The organism is Paenarthrobacter nicotinovorans, from assembly GCF_007670255.1.
GTDB lineage: Bacteria > Actinomycetota > Actinomycetes > Actinomycetales > Micrococcaceae > Arthrobacter > Arthrobacter nicotinovorans_B.
Map to the genome: position 1 here is coordinate 281,723 of NZ_SZVS01000001.1, position 16,563 is coordinate 298,285.

At 63.3% G+C, this 16,563-nt stretch carries 15 protein-coding genes and 1 tRNA gene; 14 read left to right on the plus strand and 2 right to left on the minus strand.

The features are described 5' to 3' along the window. Nucleotides 1-3 precede the first annotated feature (3 nt). On the plus strand, nucleotides 4-1,344 hold the full coding sequence (locus FDP28_RS01325; RefSeq protein ID WP_144658816.1) for a 3-oxoacyl-ACP reductase: 1,341 nt from the start codon (nucleotides 4-6) through the stop codon (nucleotides 1,342-1,344). Beyond that, nucleotides 1,341-2,264 carry a MaoC/PaaZ C-terminal domain-containing protein gene (locus tag FDP28_RS01330; protein WP_144658817.1) on the plus strand — a complete coding sequence of 308 codons (924 nt, stop codon included), beginning with the start codon at nucleotides 1,341-1,343 and terminating at the stop codon, nucleotides 2,262-2,264. Before FDP28_RS01325 ends, FDP28_RS01330 begins: the two co-directional genes overlap by 4 nt. Nucleotides 2,265-2,381: 117 nt before the next feature. On the opposite strand, the gene FDP28_RS01335 is transcribed toward FDP28_RS01330, so the two are convergent. Next, nucleotides 2,382-2,464 (minus strand) — tRNA-Leu (locus FDP28_RS01335). A gap of 263 nt (nucleotides 2,465-2,727) precedes the next feature. Here FDP28_RS01335 and FDP28_RS01340 point away from each other — a divergent pair. Both FDP28_RS01340 and FDP28_RS01345 read left to right on the plus strand, forming a co-directional pair. Beyond that, on the plus strand, nucleotides 2,728-4,032 hold the full coding sequence (locus FDP28_RS01340; protein WP_144658818.1) for a M20/M25/M40 family metallo-hydrolase: 1,305 nt from the start codon (nucleotides 2,728-2,730) through the stop codon (nucleotides 4,030-4,032). Nucleotides 4,033-4,059: 27 nt separating this feature from the next. Continuing rightward, on the plus strand, nucleotides 4,060-5,220 hold the full coding sequence (locus tag FDP28_RS01345) for an acyl-CoA dehydrogenase family protein (protein WP_144658819.1): 1,161 nt from the start codon (nucleotides 4,060-4,062) through the stop codon (nucleotides 5,218-5,220). Nucleotides 5,221-5,230: 10 nt separating this feature from the next. Here FDP28_RS01345 and FDP28_RS01350 read toward each other — a convergent pair whose 3' ends face one another. Then, nucleotides 5,231-5,464, minus strand: a complete 234-nt coding sequence (locus FDP28_RS01350; RefSeq protein WP_144658820.1) for a DUF5703 family protein — start codon at nucleotides 5,462-5,464, stop codon at nucleotides 5,231-5,233. 39 nt (nucleotides 5,465-5,503) lie between these two features. Between FDP28_RS01350 and FDP28_RS01355 the strand changes: the two genes are divergently transcribed. From FDP28_RS01355 to FDP28_RS01400, 10 genes are all read left to right on the plus strand, one after another. Continuing rightward, nucleotides 5,504-5,749 carry a hypothetical protein gene (locus FDP28_RS01355; protein WP_144658821.1) on the plus strand — a complete coding sequence of 82 codons (246 nt, stop codon included), beginning with the start codon at nucleotides 5,504-5,506 and terminating at the stop codon, nucleotides 5,747-5,749. A 286-nt stretch (nucleotides 5,750-6,035) separates the two neighbouring features. Next, nucleotides 6,036-7,709 carry a sugar transferase gene (locus FDP28_RS01360; protein ID WP_144658822.1) on the plus strand — a complete coding sequence of 558 codons (1,674 nt, stop codon included), beginning with the start codon at nucleotides 6,036-6,038 and terminating at the stop codon, nucleotides 7,707-7,709. A 61-nt stretch (nucleotides 7,710-7,770) separates the two neighbouring features. After that, the gene (locus FDP28_RS01365) at nucleotides 7,771-8,880 is read left to right on the plus strand and encodes a Gfo/Idh/MocA family protein (protein WP_144658823.1); all 1,110 of its coding nucleotides are present in this window, start codon (nucleotides 7,771-7,773) and stop codon (nucleotides 8,878-8,880) included. Then, the gene (locus FDP28_RS01370; protein WP_144658824.1) at nucleotides 8,877-9,896 is read left to right on the plus strand and encodes an NAD-dependent epimerase/dehydratase family protein; all 1,020 of its coding nucleotides are present in this window, start codon (nucleotides 8,877-8,879) and stop codon (nucleotides 9,894-9,896) included. The genes FDP28_RS01365 and FDP28_RS01370 overlap by 4 nt, the downstream gene beginning before the upstream one ends. Then, the gene (locus FDP28_RS01375; protein WP_144658825.1) at nucleotides 9,893-11,059 is read left to right on the plus strand and encodes a DegT/DnrJ/EryC1/StrS family aminotransferase; all 1,167 of its coding nucleotides are present in this window, start codon (nucleotides 9,893-9,895) and stop codon (nucleotides 11,057-11,059) included. The genes FDP28_RS01370 and FDP28_RS01375 overlap by 4 nt, the downstream gene beginning before the upstream one ends. Further along, complete coding sequence (locus FDP28_RS01380; protein WP_144658826.1) at nucleotides 11,056-11,718, plus strand: acetyltransferase; 663 nt, start codon at nucleotides 11,056-11,058, stop codon at nucleotides 11,716-11,718. Before FDP28_RS01375 ends, FDP28_RS01380 begins: the two co-directional genes overlap by 4 nt. Then, nucleotides 11,715-13,181 carry an oligosaccharide flippase family protein gene (locus FDP28_RS01385; protein ID WP_144658827.1) on the plus strand — a complete coding sequence of 489 codons (1,467 nt, stop codon included), beginning with the start codon at nucleotides 11,715-11,717 and terminating at the stop codon, nucleotides 13,179-13,181. Before FDP28_RS01380 ends, FDP28_RS01385 begins: the two co-directional genes overlap by 4 nt. After that, nucleotides 13,178-14,452, plus strand: coding sequence for a glycosyltransferase (locus tag FDP28_RS01390; protein ID WP_144658828.1), 1,275 nt, complete (start codon nucleotides 13,178-13,180; stop codon nucleotides 14,450-14,452). The genes FDP28_RS01385 and FDP28_RS01390 overlap by 4 nt, the downstream gene beginning before the upstream one ends. Further along, the gene (locus FDP28_RS01395) at nucleotides 14,452-15,639 is read left to right on the plus strand and encodes a glycosyltransferase (protein WP_144658829.1); all 1,188 of its coding nucleotides are present in this window, start codon (nucleotides 14,452-14,454) and stop codon (nucleotides 15,637-15,639) included. The genes FDP28_RS01390 and FDP28_RS01395 overlap by 1 nt, the downstream gene beginning before the upstream one ends. Then, nucleotides 15,629-16,531: a glycosyltransferase gene (locus FDP28_RS01400; RefSeq protein ID WP_144658830.1), complete on the plus strand. Its 903-nt coding sequence runs from the start codon at nucleotides 15,629-15,631 to the stop codon at nucleotides 16,529-16,531. Before FDP28_RS01395 ends, FDP28_RS01400 begins: the two co-directional genes overlap by 11 nt. Nucleotides 16,532-16,563: the final 32 nt, after the last annotated feature.

Consider the following 16,563-nt stretch of genomic DNA (forward strand, 5'->3'; position numbering starts at 1 on the left):
TCGATGACCGACAAGTACACGCAACTCGTTAGCCAGGGCATTGGCAGGAACGTCGCAAAAAAGCTGGGTTTGCCTCAGCCGGTGGAGCTGCGCCGCTATGAACCGGGCGCGCCGCTGGTGACAGGGCCTGTGCTGGTCAGCGGTGACAGCGCTGGAAGCGACGACGTCGCCACCACCCTTCTGGGTTGGGGGCTGGATGTTCGAAGGAACGCACTCCCGAAGGAAAAGCTGGGCGCGATCATTCTCGTACTGGACGCCGTGCAGCATCCGGAGGACCTCGCCAAGACCGTCCTTGCGGCGGCAGCCTCCCTTCGTGACCTTGCCCCCAATGCCCGGGTGGTCACCATGTCCCGGACGCCGCAGTCCGCACCCACGCCTGCGTCGGCGGCTGCCCGCCAAGGCATCGATGGACTCCTGCGTTCTTTGGCCAAGGAACTGCGGGCGGGAGCGACGGCCAACGGAATACTCCTTGCCGACGACCTCGCCACCACGAGCCCTTCGGCGCTTGGCGCCTTGCGCTTCTTCCTTTCGGGCCGCTCGGCCTACGTGGACGGACAGTTCCTGACCGTCTCCTCGGCGTCGGGAGTACTGCCTACGGACTCCGATAAACCCTTGGCAGGCAAGGTCGCGGTCGTTACCGGGGCCGCCCGGGGGATCGGGGCGGCCATTGCGCGCACCCTGCACCGCGACGGCGCAACAGTGGTCCTGGTCGACATTCCGGCCGCCGGGGAGCACCTGGCAGCCGTGGCCAACGAGGTCATGGGCACCACGCTGCAGCTGGACATCAGCCGCGCAGACGCCGGGCACCGGATCATCGAACACGCCGTCGAACGCCACGGCCGCCTCGACATCGTGGTCCACAACGCCGGGATTACCAGGGACAGGCTCCTTGCCAACATGGACGAGGGCAGATGGCAGTCGGTCATCGCGGTCAACATTGCCGCCCAACTGCGGATCAACGAGGCACTCCTGGCATCAGAGCACTTCAGGACGTCTCCGCGCATCGTGTCCGTGGCGTCCACCAGCGGCATTGCCGGCAACAGGGGCCAAACCAATTACGGAGCCTCCAAGGGTGGGGTGATCGGAATGGTCAGGTCCACTGCGGCTTTGCTGGAACCGTACGGCGGAACCATCAACGCAGTCGCCCCGGGCTTCATAGAAACAGAGATGACAGCGAAGATGCCGTTTGCCATCAGGGAAGCTGCCCGGAGGCTGAATTCCTTGAAGCAGGGCGGCCAACCGCAGGACGTGGCCGAAGCCATCGCCTTCCTCGCCAGTGATGCCGCCGGTGGCATCTCCGGGGAAGTGCTCAGGGTGTGTGGGCAACAGCTGGTGGGAGCATGAACAGTCCACAACCAGTAGTTCTCGGGGAGCTTCCCTCGCTGTCACGGCTCTACGTCAACGCAGCAACGACGGCGGCGCGTCGCCGCGTCCTTGGCGCCTCCACGGACGGCACCCGCCTGCCTGCGGTCAGTCACGAAGTACATGGCGTCAGGGCCGACGTCGAAAACCTCACCGCCTACCAGCACTTGGTGGGGGAGACGGCCAGCGATACCCTGCCTGCCGGCTACGTCCATGCGCTGGCCTTCCCTGTGGCCATGAGCGTGATGAACCGGGACGACTTCCCCTTGCCGCTCCTGGGCATGATCCACCTCAGGAACCATGTGGAGCAACGCGCTGCCATCCACTTCAGCGAATTCCTGGACATCAGGTCGTGGGCAGAGAACATGACCGGTCATCGTGCGGGGACCCAACTGGACGTGGTGGCGGAAGTCCGTTTACATGGGGGCGGCGAGCTGCTCTGGCGCGGGGTATCAACCTACCTCGCGAAAGGTGTGTTCCTCCCGGGGATCGATAAGTCGGGCGTGCATTCAGCATCCACGCCGGGTGATTTTTCGGCACCGGATCCCACTGCCCTGTGGCAGCTCGGCCTGGAGACCGGGCGCTCCTACGCGGCTGTCTCGGGTGATTTCAATCCCATCCACCTGAGCGTGCTCTCAGCCAAGGCACTGGGGCTGCGCGGCTCCATTGCCCACGGCATGTACCTGGCGTCCCGGGCCCTTGCCGACGTTGGAGCGGTCAAGTCGGAGGCCTTCACCTGGGATGTGGCTTTCGAAGCACCCGTGTTCCTCCCGGCGAAAGTTGCCCTGGACATCGCCACCGTGCAATCTGCCGCAGGTACATGGGAACGCTCCGACTACGTGGCATGGAACCCGCGCAGTGGGAGACGCCATTTCTTCGGCGCGGTGTCAGCACTGACGTAACGCACGCCCCGGGATATCCAACAAGCGACGCCCACCAATGGTGGGCGTCGCTTGTTTGAGACAAACATATATAAACAAACAAGGCCTGGAATCCTTCGATTCCAGGCCTTGGTCTTGTGCGCGGAGGGGGACTTGAACCCCCACCCCCTTTCGAGGACTAGCACCTCAAGCTAGCGCGTCTGCCATTCCGCCACCCGCGCAGGTGGTGTTCGACCGGAGATCCGAGTGCCTTCCAGCACTTCACATTCCGCCGAAGCAGCGAGAAAAACTCTAACACGGTTTCAGGTGCCTGAAAAATCGAGGACCACCATCGGGCGTCGACGTGTCCCCGGAAGACGTAGGGGCCGTTGATTCCCTGCCCGGGGCCCAACTGATGAGTAGGCTGAAGGTACACGGGACGGGTTGCGGGCAAGGCCGGGCACGTCACCGGAACCTGCAGCCCAGCCACGCAAGGAGAGTTTCCATGTCTGCCATCCGCCCCGAAGACGAAGTTGTCAGGATCTGCCAGGAGCTCATCCGGATAGATTCCTCAAACTTTGGAGACGACACCGGGCCCGGCGAACGTGCAGCCGCAGAGTACACGGCCGGCCTGATCACCGAGGTCGGCCTTGAGGCAGAGATCTTCGAGTCCGCCCCGGGCCGGGCCAATGTCGTGACCCGCCTGGCAGGAGAAGATCCCAGCGCTGATGCGTTGGTGGTGCACGGACACCTGGACGTCGTACCGGCCCTGAAGGACCAGTGGAGCGTTGACCCTTTCAGCGGCGAACTGAAGGACGGGCTCGTGTGGGGCCGCGGTGCGGTTGACATGAAGGACATGGACGCGATGATCCTCTCCGTCATGCGCGACTTCGCCAGGACGGGACGCAAACCAAAGCGCGACATCATTTTTGCGTTCTTCGCCGACGAAGAGGCCGGCGGCACGTACGGCGCCCGGTATGCCGTGGAACACCGCCGCGAACTCTTCGACGGCGCTACCGAAGCCATCTCCGAAGTGGGCGGTTTCTCCGCCACCATCGGTGGCCAACGGACCTACCTGCTCCAGACGGCCGAAAAGGGCCTGTCCTGGTTGCGGTTGGTGGCGCACGGCCGGGCAGGCCATGGCTCCCAGATCAACACCGACAACGCTGTCACCCGGCTGGCGGCGGCAGTGACCCGGATCGGCGAATACAAGTGGCCTGTTGAGCTGACGCCCACCACCCGGCAGTTCCTGGACGGCGTCACTGAACTGACCGGCGTCGAATTCGATGCCGACAACCCGGACATCCTCCTCAAGGAGCTGGGGACGGTGGCCCGATTCGTTGGTGCCACCTTGCAGAACACGTCCAACCCCACGTTGCTGCGCTCTGGCTACAAGCACAACGTCATCCCGGAATCCGCCGAGGCTTTCGTGGACTGCCGGACCCTGCCCGGACAGCAGGAGCTGGTCTTCGAGACCATCAAGGAGCTGGCCGGCGAAGGCATTGACATCAGCTACGTGAACAAGGATGTTTCCTTGGAAGTCCCGTTTGCCGGAAACCTGGTGGACTCCATGATTGATGCCCTCCATTCCGAGGACCCCGGAGCCAAGGTCCTTCCCTACACGCTCTCGGGCGGCACGGACAACAAGTCCCTGAGCAAGATCGGCATTACGGGGTACGGCTTCGCGCCGCTCATGCTGCCCGAGGAACTCGATTTCACCGGAATGTTCCACGGCGTCGACGAGCGTGTGCCCGCGGAATCCCTGCAGTTCGGCGCCCGTGTCCTGAACACGCTGCTGACCAACTACTAGCGGCAAGCGCTCCAAGGAGGCCCTGATATGACGCCCGAAGAAATCCTCCCCGATACCCTCCTGGAACGCCTGCGCGGCCGGGCTGCCGGATACGACCAGAACAACCAGTTCTTCCATGAGGACCTGGAAGAACTGGCAGCTGCCGGATACCTCACCTTGTTCGTCCCGGAGCACGACGGCGGCAAGGGACTCGGTCTCGAAGCGGTGGCTGCGCTGCAGCAACGGCTCGCCACGGCTGCCCCGGCCACCGCCTTGGCGGTCAACATGCACTTGGTGTGGACCGGCGTCGCCCGTGTCATGGCGGCCCGGGGTGACAACTCACTGGACTTCGTCCTCAAGGAAGCCGGGAGGGGCGAGATTTTCGCTTTCGGCATTTCCGAGGCCGGCAACGATTCCATGCTTTTCGATTCCGGCACAGTCGCGGAGCCGCTGCCAGATGGTGGATACCGCTTTACGGGGCGGAAGATCTTCACCAGCCTTTCGCGTGGATGGACGCGGCTTGGCACCTTCGGCAAGGACGCGGACGCCAGGGACGGCCAAGGGGAGCTTGTCTTCGGCTTCATCCACCGTGACGAGCCCGGACACGAGACCTTGAGCGACTGGGACACCCTGGGCATGCGTGCCAGTGCTTCGAACACGACGCTGCTGCATGGAGCCGTCATTCCCGCGGAACGCATCTTCCGGAAGCTGCCTGTGGGACCCAACCGGGATCTGCTGATCTTTTCCATCTTCGCGTGCTTTGAGACGTTGCTCGCGGCCGTCTACACGGGCGTTGCGGAGAGGGCTTTCACTTTGGCCGTGGACAACGTGAAGCGTCGTGTTTCAGCGAAGTACGGAGGGCGAAGCTACGCGCAGGACCCGGACATCAGGTGGAAAGTGGCCGAGGCCGCCTTGGCGATGGATGGCATCTACCCACAGATATCGTCAGTTGCCCGCGACGTCGACAATCTCGTGGACCATGGCGCCCAGTGGTTCCCGAAACTTGTGGGCATCAAATCCCGGGCCACGGAGAACGCCCGCCACGTAGTGGATTTGGCCATCCGCGTGACCGGGGGATCGAGCTACTTCCGCGGCTCGGAGATGGAGCGCTTGTACAGGGACGTCCTGGCCGGAATTTTCCATCCTTCCAATGACGAATCGGCGCACAATACGGTTGCCAGCGCCTGGCTGGGACCCCTCGAGAGCTAGTCGTCGGTTCCTATACAGTGCGCTGCACGGAGTACACCTTGCGACGCAACCAGAAACGGCGTCCACCGCCCATGTAGAGAACGCTGCGTTCGAGTTCCCACTTGCCGTACTCCGAATGTTCGGCCAGACGTTGCCTGGCCTCGGGGAGCGAATCGTCAGGTCCCACTGTCAATACGAGGTATTCGTACTGACGGGCGTAGTCTCTTTGGCGCTCCACGGAGCTGCCGGGAAATTGTTCTCTCATCCCTCTCCATTTTCGTCTTTTTCCGGCTAACGTGAAGTCATGAGCATCGATCCGCGTGTCGCGCTTCAATCATTGACCGCCGCCCTGGAAGAACATCTGGCCGCCGCATCGGCACGACGCGGTGAGGGTGATCCTACCGTCGAAGCCGCTTTCTTCGCCGTCGCCGACGCCTTCGAAGTGTATGAAGACGCACTCTACGAGTCATTCTCCGAGGTCACACCACTCCAGGTATTCGACGACGAGGATGAAGATGACGACGAAGAGCTCGAGAACGTGGACGACTGAACAGTCCGTGAACTGAACATCCTCTAAACCGGCCGCCATCCCGCGGCCGGTTTTTTGTGCCCTTTTCGGGTCCGGTTTGTCGCACTGCAGGCCCGGAACAGCGGGCTTTTTGCTGTCCGGGGACGGCCCGGAAACACGTAGTGCCCGAGCCGCCAGCTAGGTACTCGCACGTAGCAGCCATGGGTAAGGCTGCGCAAACTTGAGTACCGACTACTGGTGCGCCCCTCTGCGGCCGAAGCTTCACTGATATGTAGGCAATGGACGGTCTGCGAAGAAGGCTGACAAGGTGAAAGTTCCAGTCGTGCGTTTAGGCAAGGCAGCAGCACCCAAGGGTGCAAGCCATGCCGCCGTGGGGACGGCCTTCCCAACGGAACAGCTCATTGCCCACGTCAATCCGCCGATGTCTCCCTGGATTGACAAGTCCGTTGCTGCACAGCGGACTGAAAAGGCGGGACTGGCGGCGCCCAGGCCGGATGTCACCCTGGACCTCGTGCCGCCAGTCACCCACCGCCGCTCACGCGTCAAGGCTCCACACCGGAACCAGCAGGACTGGACTCATACCCTGGTCACCTGCCTGCGCGTTGCCGATACCCTCTTGGTTTCAGTCGCCGTATCAGCCGGCTATGCACTCAACACCGGAGGGCTGCCATTTGCCACTGGAACCCCCGGTGTGCGCCAGCTGTCCCTGTTGATGATCCTCGGGATAATCTGGCTAGCTGCCTTGGAGGTCTACCGGACCCGGGATCCCAAAGTGCTTGGTGTGGGTGCCGAGGAATACAAGCGGGTCCTGTCGGCCAGCTTCCGGGTGTTCGGTTTCCTGGCGATCGTCGCCGTCGTATTCCGGGTGGAGTCCGTCAGCTCCTACGTGCTGGTTTCCCTGCCGCTGGGCATTGTGGCCTTGACCGGCAGCAGATGGAGCTTCCGCAGGTGGCTGACCCATGAAAAGTCACGGGGACGGTGCCTGTCCCGCGCCATCGTCGTGGGGGAGCCGCAGGATGTCCGCTATGTGATCAAACAGATCAACCGCAAGTCCGGCGCGCCCTACGACATCCTCGGCGCTTGCCTCCCCGGCGCGAGGAAGGGTGCCGTGCTGGTTGTCGACCAGGTCCGTGTCCCGGTTTTGTCATCCCTGTACGGTATAGCGCACACCGTCCGCCAGACCGGGGCAAACGCAGTCATAGTGGCAGGACCTGTACCCGGCGGAAACCAGTTCATCCAGGAACTCGGGTGGCGTTTGGAGGAAGATGCCGCCGAACTGGTCCTGGCAGCCACACTGACCAACGTGGCCGGCCCGCGGATCCACTGGCGGCCAGTGGAAGGCCTGCCACTGATGCACGTGGACATCCCGCACTACTCCGGGGGCAAACACACGCTCAAGCGGCTCATGGATATTGCCGTTTCGGCCCTGGCGCTGATCCTCCTTTCGCCGGTCTTGTTGCTGCTGGCCGTGATCGTCAGCGCTGACAGTCCCGGACCGGTCCTTTTCCGACAGGAGCGGATCGGCAAGCAAGGCACAACATTCCGGATGCTGAAATTCAGGTCCATGGTGGTTGACGCCGAAGCCCGCTTGAACGAGCTCGGCAACCAGGATGAAGGCGCCGGCGTCCTCTTCAAGATCCGCAGCGACCCCCGGATCACGACGTGTGGCTGGTGGATGCGCAAGTACTCACTGGACGAACTGCCACAGTTCTGGAACGTGCTGGTGGGGAACATGAGTTTGGTGGGTCCACGCCCGCCGTTGGCGCGGGAGGTCAATGGCTACGAACGCCATACGCACCGACGGCTCCTCATCAAGCCCGGCATCACCGGACTCTGGCAAATCAATGGACGGTCCGATCTTCCGTGGGATGAAGCGGTCCGGCTCGATCTCTACTACGTGGAGAACTGGTCCATCGCGGGGGACGTGATGATCATGTGGCGCACCTTCCGGGCCATGATCCGGCCCTCGGGTGCCTACTAGTCACGGCAATTAAGGCCAGGTAAACACCAGCCCTGCTACCAACACAGAATCCGAGTGGGAAATGAGCATACGAACTGTTCCATCAGGACACCTCAACGGCAACGGCCTGCGGCCCAGGCTGCGCATAGCAGTGGTCGGCGCCGGCTATTGGGGACCAAACCTCGCAAGGAACCTCAAAGCCAGCCCGGACTGGGACCTGGTGGCCATTTGCGACCTTGATGTCGAGCGCGGGATGAAGCTTGCCGAGTCGGTGGGCGGGGTGGCCGTCGTCGAGTCCTTGGACGAATTGCTGGACACCTACAACCTGGACGCCGTCGCTGTCGCAACTCCGGCCCATACGCATCACGGCGTTGTGATGACCGCCCTGCGCGCAGGCAAGCACGTCCTGGTGGAGAAGCCGCTGGCCGACAGCCGCGCCAAGGGACTGGAGATGGTGGACGAAGCCAACGCCAGGGGACTGGTGCTGATGGCCGACCACACGTACTGCTTCACCCCGGCTGTGCTCAAGATCCAGGAACTCGTAGCAAGCGGTGCACTGGGCGACATCCTGTATGTGGACTCGGTCCGGATCAACCTCGGACTCGTCCAACCGGACGTCAACGTCTTCTGGGACCTGGCACCCCACGACCTCTCCATCCTCGACTTCGTCCTCCCCGGGGGCCTGCATCCCACCGAGATCTCGGCCCACGGCGCCGACCCCCTGGGGACCGGCCGGGACTGCGTGGGACACCTGACCTTCGGCCTGCCCAACGACGCCATGGTCCACATCCACGTGAACTGGCTCAGTCCCACCAAAATCAGGCAAATGATCATAGGAGGGTCAAAGAGGACCCTCGTCTGGGACGACCTGAATCCCCAGCAACGGCTGAGCGTTTACGACCGCGGAGTAAGCCTTGAACAGCAACCCCGATCCGCCGCCGACAAGAAGGCCACTGCCATCTCCTACCGTCTCGGCGACACATGGTCACCGGCGCTCCAGGAGCGTGAACCGCTTGGACAGGTTGTTGCCGAGCTCGCTACCTCCATTCGGAACCACACCAGGCCACGGACCAGCGGCGAATCGGGGCTGAGGGTCCTGTCGGTCCTGGAGGCCGTGACGCAAAGCCTCGGCACCGACGGAAGGTCAACCATCGTGGCCGGCAACGAGACGAACCTGCAGGTTGCGCGATGAAAGAGCTCCTGGGTGCCGACGTCCTGGTCACCGGAGGGGCCGGAACCATCGGTTCGACCCTGGTGGACCAACTGCTCGACGCCGGCGTGGCCCACATTGACGTACTGGACAACCTCGTGCGCGGCAGGCGTGCCAATCTCGACGATGCCCTTGCCAGCGAACGCGTCCAACTCGTCGAAGGGGACCTGCGCGACCGGGACCTCGTCAACGACCTCACCCGCGGCAAGGATCTCGTGTTCCATCAGGCCGCCATCCGCATCACCCAATGCGCCGAGGAACCACGGCTGGCCCTCGAAGTCCTGGTGGACGGCACCTTCAACGTGTACGAAGCGGCCGTTGACCACAAAATCGCAAAACTCATCTCCGCGTCGAGCGCCTCCGTCTACGGGATGGCCGAACACTTTCCCACCAAGGAAAACCACCACCATCACAACAACGACACCTTCTACGGAGCGGCGAAGTCCTTCAACGAGGGGATGGCCAGGAGCTTCCGGGCGATGTCGGGCCTGGACTACGTCCTGCTGCGCTACTTCAACGTTTATGGACCCCGCATGGATGTCCACGGCCTCTACACTGAGGTCCTGGTGCGCTGGATGGAACGCATCGATGACGGGCTGCCTCCCATGATCTTCGGCAGTGGCCGGCAAACCATGGACTTCGTTCACACCCACGATGTGGCCAGGGCGAATGTCCTGGCGGCAGTCAGCGATGTCCGCGAAGGCGTCTACAACGTGGCCAGCGGTACCGAGACCAGCCTGGCCGAACTCGCACAGACCCTGCTCCGGGTCATGGAATCAAGCTTGCACCTCGAACACGGCCCGGAACGTGCCGTCAACGGGGTGGCCCGGCGACTGGCTGACACCACGGCTGCCAGGGAGGACCTTGGATTCGAAGCAGCGATCGGGCTCGAAGACGGGCTGCGGACCCTCGTTTCGTGGTGGCGGCCGCTTCGCGCCGAAATTGCAGCTTCCCGTTTGGTAGCCCGCCCCGACGCTCCGGCAGTAGGTGCGCGGTGACCATTTCGGAGACGCGCATGGCGCGCATCGATGTCATGAAGCCCTGGCTGGGCGAAGAGGAAGCCCAAGCCGTAGCCGAAGTGATCGCCTCCGGCTGGGTAGCCCAGGGGCCCAAGGTGCGCCAGTTCGAAGAAGCGTTCGCAGCAGAACAGTCGGCCGGCTACGCCGTTGCCACGTCCAGTTGCACCTCAGCCCTGCACCTGGCGCTCGCCGTCGCAGGCATCGGAGCCGGTGATGACGTGGTGGTCCCGTCGTTTTCCTTCATTGCCACCGCCAACGCAGCCTGCTACGTGGGCGCACGTCCGGTGTTTGCCGACGTCGACCTCCAGTCCGGTTGCGTGACGGCAGAGACCGTGGAAAGGGCACTGACCCCCCGCACGAAGGCAGTCATCGCCGTAGACCAAGGCGGGGTGCCGGTGGATCTGGACCCCATCCGCGCACTCTGCGACCCCCGCGGGATCATCGTGGTCGAAGACGCGGCATGTGCCATCGGTTCCCGCTACCATGGCCGCCCGGCAGGTGCCGGTGCAGAACTCGCGGCCTGGTCTTTCCATCCACGCAAGATCCTCACCACCGGGGAGGGCGGAATGCTCTCCACTCCCCGGCAGGACTTCGCGGACAGGGCGCGGCACCTCAGGGAACATGCCATGAGCGTCTCGGCCGCAGAGCGTCACGCCAGCATTCTGGCACCGGCCGAGGAGTACCTCGAAGTCGGCTTCAACTACCGCATGACCGACCTTCAGGCCGCCGTCGGCCTTGTCCAGCTGGGCCGCCTAAGGGCGGCCGTCCAAAGGCGGCGCGAACTGGCCGCCAATTACGCCGACGCATTTGCCGGCGTCGAGGGCCTCCGGCTGGTCAGCGATCCCGACCATGGCACCGGCAACTTCCAATCGTGCTGGCTGGAAACGGGCACCACATTTCCCTTGGGCAGGGACGAGTTGATGACGCACCTGGCCCAAGACGGCATCTCCGCGCGGCGGGGCATCATGGCCGCGCACCGCCAGCCCGCTTATGCCGGGAAGGATACCGGTGGTGCGTCGCTGGAGGTCACCAATTGGCTGACTGACCACACACTCATCCTGCCGCTCTACCACCAACTTGAACTCCACGACCAGGTCCGCGTCATCGATTCGGTCCTTCGCGCTGCGGGACGCTCACGATGAGCGAACTTCTCCTCATCGCCGCCAGTGGCCTCGCCAGGGAAGTGCTGGCCATGGTCCGCAGCAGCGGACCGTTCGACGTCGTCGGAATTCTCGACGACGACGAGGACAAACTCGGGCGGGTGGTGGACGGCGCGCATGTCCTCGGGCCGATTCGTGACGCTCTGAAGTTCCCCCACGCCTTGCTCCTGGTCTGCATCGGCACCGGAAGCGGAAGGGAGGGCGTCGTGATGCGGCTGCGAAGCCTCGGGCTCGACGACGATCGGTACGCCACCGCCATCGATCCCTCCGTCAACGTTCCTGAAGGGTGCATTATCGGGCGCGGAAGCATCCTCCTGGCCCACGTGAGCATGACCGCTTCTGTGACCATCGGCAACCACGTGGTCGCCATGCCCGGAGTCACCTTCACCCACGACGACGTCATCAGTGACTACGCCACGTTCGCATCAGGTGTATCCCTGGGTGGAAACGTGCACGTTGGCCGGGCAGCTTACATCGGAATGAATGCCAGCGTCCGCGAGCGCCGTTCCATCGGCGCGAAGGCGACGATCGGCATGGGTGCTGCGGTCCTGACCGACGTGCCCGACGACGAGACCTGGGCCGGTGTGCCGGCACGGGTGATCAGGCGGGGAAATACTCCGGCGCTGGAGGGGGCGCAGTGACACTTCGGAGCGCGGTTACCCCCCGACGGCAAGCAACACCCACCCGGGCGTTCGTGATCAGCGTTGTCAATGCCTTCGTCACCAAGTTGGGTACCATCGGCATCGGCATCGCATTGGCACGCCTGCTGGGTCCTGAGGAGTTTGGGACCTACGCGGTGGCCTTTATTGCGTTGGTGGCGGTCCTGAGTTTCAACGAGTTGGGGGTCAGCCTGGCGATCGTCCGCTGGCCAGGAGACCCGAAGGAAATCGCCGCTACAGTCACCACCATCTCCGTGACTTGCAGCGTCCTCCTGTTCGGCATCTCGTATGCGGTGGCGCCCCTTTTCACCGCTGCCATGGGAAACGAAGCAGCCACCGATGTTGTCAGGGCCTTGGCCTTCTGCATAGTCCTCAATGGCTTGGTGGCGACGCCGGCCGCCCTGCTGCAACGGAACTTCCGCCAAGGGCAGCGGATGGTCATCGACCAGGTCAACGTCTGGCTGGGGGCAGGAGTGTCGTTGCTGCTGGTTATCGCCGGCATGGGAGCGATGAGCCTTGCCGTGGGGAGGGTGCTGGCCAGTTTGGTGGCCGGTGTGCTGTTCTTGGTCTTTTCGCCACTGCCGTACCGCTTTGGTTTCTCAGCAGAGTCCGCACGGGCCCTGCTCTCCTTCGGCCTGCCTTTGGCCGGGGCGAGTGCGGTGGTGTTCGCAGTGGGATACGTTGACCAACTTATTGCCGGAAAGCTGTTTGGTCCCGTTGTCCTGGGTTTCTATGTGATGGCCTTCAACATGGCAGGGTGGCCATCGAGTCTGCTGTCACAGCCCTTGCGAAGTGTGGCACCAGCGACATTTTCCCGCCTGCAGGATCGTCCCGAGGATATGGGCGCGGCGCTGCTGGCCATGATCGGCGCGGTGTCCGTTGTGGTGCTGCCCGTGACCGCTGTGATGGTCGGATGTGCCATCCCGCTTGTCACGGTAGTTTATGGACAGGACTGGGCGCCCGCAGGGCTGGCATTGATGTGCTTGGCGCCCCTCACAGTGTTCCGTATCCTCCATGAGCTTCTCTACGATTACCTCGTCATTCATGGGTCATCCCTTTCCCTATTGAATGTGCAGCTTTTTGCTCTGCTCGCTCTTGTACCTGCACTGCTGGGCGGCGGCGCGCTCGCGGGAATGACGGGACTTGCCGCTGCCCCGACCCTCGTTGCCTTGTTCGTCACGTCACCGCTTTACCTCAGGGCCTTGCGTCGGGCGAAGGTATCTCTTGCGGCTGTGGGTAAGCGGCTGTGGATGCCCTTTGCCTTGGCGGTGCTGACGGCAGCGGGCTGTTTCGTGGTGTCGCGCACCATTGAATCACCGCTGCCGGCCGTTGCGGCGTCCATGGGTCTTGGCATTATTGCGATGGCACTGATGATGCTCGTTCGCCGGAACGACCTGCGGGAGGTCCGGATCTGGGGCCGCGGGCGTGAAGCAGTTGCGCGATGAGAATCCTCGTCTATCCGCACGACCTCCGCATGGGTGGCAGCCAACTGAACGCCATCGAATTGGGGGCCGCCGTAAAGCAACTGGGCCACGAAGTCATTCTCTTCGGACAACCTGGCCCGCTCGTGGAAAAGGCCACGGGACTCGGCTTGGAGTTCATCGCCGCCCCGGCACCCGGGAAACGTCCGTCGCCCTCTGTCATCAGCGCCCTGGTGCGCATTGTCCGCGAGCGCCGGATTAACATCGTGCATGGGTATGAGTGGCCACCGGCGCTGGAGTGCCTGGCGGCTGCAAGGATCGTCCGCGGCACCACTGCCGCTGCAACGGTGATGTCAATGGCCGTCGCTCCCTTTATCCCCACATCGATGCCCTTGATGGTGGGCACGGAACAGATCCGGCATGCTGAGTCGTCCTCCGGGCGATCCAACGTCCACTTGCTGGAACCCCCGGTGGACCTGCGCACGAACAGCCTTGACGCAGACCTGGACCTTGGTCCCTTCCGGGCACGGTGGGGGCTGGATCAGCACCACTTCACCGTTGTCTGTGTTTCCCGTCTGGCCCAGGAACTCAAGCTCGAGGGCATCCTGTCAGCGATTGACGCGGTCAGCCAGCTCGCAGGGGACCGGGCGGTGCGACTCGTCATCACCGGGACTGGACCGGCAGAAGCCACCATCAAGGCCCACGCACGCAGCGTCAACGAAGCACGGGGGGAGGGCACGGTGGTCCTCACCGGTGAACTTGCCGACCCCAGGCCGGCCTATGCCGTGGCAGATGCTGTGCTGGGCATGGGTGGGTCGGCCCTTCGTGGACTGTCGTTCGGAAAGCCCCTCGTAGTCCAAGGCGAACGGGGCTTTTGGGAGCTTCTGACCCCTGATTCCCTGCAGCTCTTTCTGTGGCAGGGGTGGTACGGATCCGGTCCGGGCTCAGCCGGGCCAGGCAACGCCGGGTTGGTGTCGATCCTTGGGAAGCTCGTCCAGGACGAAGCACTACGGATTGCACTGGGCGCTTACGGCCGCTCGGTGGTCGAAAACAGATTCAGCCTCAGTGCCGCAGCCCTGCGCCAAACGGAGCTGTACCAGCAGTTCCTGTCTGACACTGCCGCACAGCGGCCCCACCTATTGGCCGAGGCGTCCGCCGCGAGGCGCTACGGCTCGTACGTCGTTCGACGGCGTTACCTCCGGTTGCGGGGTAAACAACCCTCAGAGGATTTCAACGCCCGTCCTGTCGCGGTCCAAGCGGCTGCGCCAGGACCATTCGCCGCGAAGGAGGCGTAATGGGACCGACCATGTACATCTCCGGCGGACGGTGGGATGACCTGCCGGGAACCGATCGCCTGCTTGCCGAAGCATTGGCAGTGGTGGGGCCTCTCATATGGGTTGACCAGCCTGCGCCCGTCTTCCGTTTCCGGGATGTCAGGAAGCACTTGGTGCCATCCCTGCTCGGAGTCCCTGAGGTTCTCACGCCGCAACTGACGAGGCTTCGCCTTCCCGCGCCGCCGCTGTTCAGCAGCAGTGCTGGACGCCCTGTCACGAAAGCCATCGCCCGGCACTGCATGCAGAAGGCGCTACGTAACTCGGAGCATCCGCCGGCGATCATCGTCAACGCCTCCCCGGTAATTGACTTCCCCGTATGGGGCACCGGGGTTCGTTTGCTTCATCTGACCGACGACTGGTTGGCTGCCGCTGACTTGATTGGGTTCGGTGCCGATTATCTTCGGCGGTCCTTGGAACGCAACATCGAGGCAGCGGACATCATCTCTGCTGTCTCGCCCGACTTGGCAGCCAAAATGTCCGCCTTCTCAGGCCGCACCGTGGAGGTGCTTCCCAACGGTTGCCGGCCACCGACACTACAAACCGCAGACGACCGCCGTCGACCGGTAGCGGTCCTCGTGGGGCAACTCAATGAGCGCTTGGACCTGGATGTTCTGGAGGCGCTGGGCGACGCCGGGTTGGAGATCCTGGTGATCGGCCCGAGGACGGAGTCGAATCCAGTGACCGGGCGCCGGCTTGATGCCTTTTTGAGCCGCGAAAATGTGGATTGGCGCGGAGCGATGGACCCAAGGGACCTGGGTCGGCTGCTCGGGACCGCATCCGTAGGGATCACGCCCTATGCAGACACAGAATTCAACCGATCCAGCTTCCCGCTCAAAACGTTGGAGTACCTGTCGGCGGGACTGCGCGTTGTCGCCTCTGACCTGCCCTCTTTGCGATCGCTGACGTGCAGTACTTTGGCCGTGGCGGTCAGCCCTGAGGAGTTCGTTGAGCTGGTCCGGATTGCCCTGCGGGAACGGCCGGATCAAGGTCAACGCGACGAGATGAGACGGTTGGCCGAAGCGAACACCTGGGATGTGCGGGCGGCCACCCTCATTGGGCTGTGTCAACGGCCCGCAGCGCGGACAGAACCCTCCCAACCCGATCGCACCGTTGCCCAGCCTGTTCGAGGAGTCAGCCATGACCATTGACGCATCAGTGAACCGGCCCTCTACGGTGGATCACATACTGCTGACCAGGTTCAACCTTCCTTCCCGGGGCTTTGAGAGCCTGGTGCGGGCCCAGGAGGGCTGGCTGCGTGACCGGATCATCCTGTTCGAACGCTATTGCCTTCCCTCGGTTAAGGCACAGAACAACCGCAACTTCCGTTGGATCATCTATTTCGACCCGGAAAGCCCAGCCTGGCTGCTGGAACGTGTTCAGGAACTGAGCCGGGACGGAACGTTCGTGCCCCTGTTCAGGGCTGAGGTCAGCCCGTCCGAACTGCTGGAGGACATCAGATCGGTAGGTGCAGGGGGGCGCCCGGTTCTCGTCACAACCAATGTGGACAACGACGACGGCCTTGCCGTCGATTTCGTCCAGCGCGTGCAAAGTGCTGCCGGCGGCCAGCGGGTTACCGCCATCTACCTGGCAACCGGCCTCGTCATGGGCAGAGGTTCCCTTTTCCTGCGGAATGACCCCACCAACGCCTTCTGCTCGGTCAGCGCACCCTGGTCCGCCCCTGTGACCTGCTGGGCCGCGTGGCACAACCATCTGGGCCATTCCATGAGTGTCAGGTCGCTGCGTGGCTCTCCTGCGTGGCTGCAAGTGGTGCACGACCACAATGTCAGCAACAGGATCCGCGGCCGGCGAGTATCCCCCGAACCGTACAAAGGGCTTTTCCCGGACGTACTGCAGGACGTTCCCGTCCCGACCCAAAGGACCATCATCACCGACCGGCTTTATCAGTCTCCCGTCAGGGCGCTGCGGGAACTGGCCCGAACTACAGCCAAGGCCGTGACCGTAGCTTTGCTGGGCACCGAAGGAATCGACCGCATCAAGACAACTTTCGCCGGCAGGAAAAGCACGGCGTCCAGAACCTGAACCACGTGGTTGGCCTGACCGGAAGTCACCTA